Here is a 2,945-nt window from a genome sequence, read left to right as displayed (position 1 = left end):
CACAAATTTGCCGTTCCCCGATAGTCGTGCTATTACGGTGGGTGTCCCGGTATCCTTGCGCTCCTTGAGGTGGACCCGCCAGACCATGTCGTCGATCCGCTCGCGCAGGTCGTCGCTGACGTAGCTGCCGGTCACCCGTTCGAGGGTGGTGAAGTCCAGCTCCTTTACCCATTCTTCGTGGACGAACCCTTCCAACAAGTCGCGCACCAGCTCCGGGTGGCTGAAGAGGTGCTTGTGGCCGGTTGTGTCACTTAAGATAATCCGTTTCGCATCCTCATCTGATCAATTGGGAGAATCAGCACGAATTCACCTTCCTCCAAAGGCCACAATGGAGCGATCTCCGTACTCAACATCCGTCGAAATCGTGTTGCCAAACTTTCTTCACTACCCTCCGGCCCTTTCTGATACGGTCGTGGTGTTAGTATGGAGTGATTAGTCATGCTGATCTGAATGTCTGTGCGAAATATCCTACATTCATGTGAGGGTGTCTTTCCAGTCGTGCGTTGCCCGGTCGAAAAATTCAGTGGAAGATTTTATGAACACAAAAAGCACATTTTCAGAGATAATAAACTCATTAAACGAATGGAATGATAAGAAGGCTGAGTTGGGAAGCCAATTCCGGACGATGAAGCGTGGGGAATTTCCTAAAGAAGATGTTGTTCCAAAGGAAAGTAGACTTAAGGAGCTCTTTTTTCGTGCGATTAACGCGAAGTTTTTTGAGCTAAGTACACAAAGCCAACCATCAGATGAGCGTGTTCGTCCGGAGGCATTGGAGGAACTGCTGCATTTTGCTCTTAATGGTATTAGAATCTGTACGGGCGTCGATAGGATACGGCTTTATCTTTATGATAATATACATAAAATACTTGAGTTGACTATGGATGATGGTCATGTTAATGAAGCGGGAGATCCAATTCGCTTATCTTCTCCGTCAACTCGCGGGAAGTTCGATCTAAAAGTGACGGCAGAAGAGACTGCCCACAGCTTTATCGTCCGCACCTTCCGTAATCGAGAGCCGGTGCTACTCGCTGTTGATGCTGTTGAACGAGAGGACCCTATTCTCAGAGAGAGACTAGATATTTTGGGGATTGATGGTCCCATTGCTATTGTTCCCATCGGGTATCACATCAACGAGCCCATCGGGGTCATTGGAGTGGATAATCGGGCTGATAATCCAGCACCAATTACCCACGAAGATGTGGTTTCAATTATGACGCTGGGAAATCAAGTTATTGCTGCCGTCGCCTCGACTGGCCGCTTGCATCAAGCCGAAGAATTATATCGTAGCCAAGCTAAAGAGTTAGATATCCACAATGATGTCGCTCGTTTGATTATCGGTGATCCAGATAGCATTGATGCGCTTTATCAAGAAATGCTTGACAAAGCCTTGCCGGTTCTGGAGATTCACTTCGGCGTGATTTATCGGGAGCAGAATGGAACTATTGGGATGGTTCGACGTAGCGACGGCTCTAACGACATCTTGCCGCTTCCAGAGGAAGTGCGCGAACATTTCGCGGACGATGATAGGTTGGGGAATCCCATGTTTTCTGACGAGATAGGAATCGTCTCTTCCTTTCGTCAGTTATCCGTCGCCTTTCCTGAGGCTCGATCTTTTGGAGTCTACTGTCTCTATACACGTGGAATATCGAAAGGAAGCCCCTTGGTAAGGTTGGGTTATCTTGTTGCTGCTTCTCGCCATCCAGCGCATTTCACCACAGCAGTCAAGAGCCGTCTCATTGGCTTCATTCGTCTCCTCGCTCATGCCATTTCTTACCACCTGCTGAATCAAGAATATAAACGATCGGAACATCACAAAAAACTATTGATCCGCAACCTGGAGCACCTTAATGCAATGAATCCGGATACCTTTCAGAGAAATGCTTATCGAGGTGTCCTGAAACGGCTTACAGCGTTCTTGGCGGAAGAAATTGGTGCAGACTACGGATTTGTCTGTGACTGGGATGGCCACGCGCTGGAAGTGATCGACGCCTATCCTGAGGATCTATTCACGCGCACCGAGCCACATCGTATTACCAGGGCAAAGCCTCGTTATCAAAGAGGCGACAATAGCCTGGTTGCCATTGTGTTGGACCAACCAGATCCTTTTCCCTTTGTTATTCAGAATGATACTCGTCAAGCGGAACGCGATGGCCTCTATTTATACCGCTCTATTGATGATAGTTGTAGTGAGTTGGTTGTCCGTATTCAGGAGGGGCCTGGTGGGTCTCCTCTATGTGTATTCAATTTTCAGAGTCGTAGAAAAGGATTTTTTCACCGAAGTCATGCTGAAGAAGTGCTCCAGCTCAGCCCCGTCGCCGTCACCGCTATTAAGATGACGCGCCTATTTGATCGTTATCATTCCGCGGTTCTCCATAGTAGTTATTTTTCAAAGTTGGCAGAGAGTATTGGTGATAGCATCAAGACTGGTGCCCTGTTGCAGGAACTGGTGGTAGTGGTGGGGCGTGCACTGGCGACGTGTAAATATGGCTATGTATTGGTTAGGGACGTTCTCAGCATGGACGAGACCTTCGAGGTCAAGTATTCTCTTCCGTCCGATGAGCGACCGGTATCAGCCCAGACCCGCTTTCGTCCGGGACAAGGCCATGTGGGCGAGGCGGTATCACTCCGCAAAACTGTAGTTTGTCCCGACACTGAGAAGTCGGATCAATATTTGCCCGGTTGGGAGGGGGTAAGGTCCGAGGTGGCTATTCCAGTATTTGATCGTAGTAGTTCTAGTATGGCTCCGCCGGTAATCGCTGTTCTCCTCTACGCTCACACTGATCCAAATCATTTTCAGGAGGGGACCGCAATGATCCATCAGTTGGAAGAATTGGCGGAACAACTTGGCAGTACTATTCCTAAGATTCAAGGTGCTCGTTGGTCTACTGCTATTTTTATAAGCTATCCCAGCACTCATAATGCTTATGCTGAAGATCTCTATCACC

The 2,945-nt window shown here is 48.4% G+C and carries 2 protein-coding genes; one reads left to right on the top strand and one right to left on the bottom strand.

Annotated elements, in window-relative coordinates; all coding sequences use genetic code 11:
• Window positions 1-258, bottom strand: a 258-nt coding sequence (locus ACYQ2W_RS25805) for an Rpn family recombination-promoting nuclease/putative transposase (protein ID WP_459873862.1), incomplete at its 3' end; no start/stop codon positions are given.
• A gap of 277 nt (window positions 259-535) precedes the next feature.
• Here ACYQ2W_RS25805 and ACYQ2W_RS25800 point away from each other — a divergent pair.
• Window positions 536-2,945 (top strand): GAF domain-containing protein (locus ACYQ2W_RS25800; protein ID WP_459873860.1); only part of this gene is annotated, 2,410 nt, incomplete at its 3' end.

This window comes from Endothiovibrio diazotrophicus (assembly GCF_054657215.1).
The sequence above is the reverse complement of the archived record's forward strand: the minus strand, read 5'-3'. Positions and strand labels throughout refer to the sequence as shown.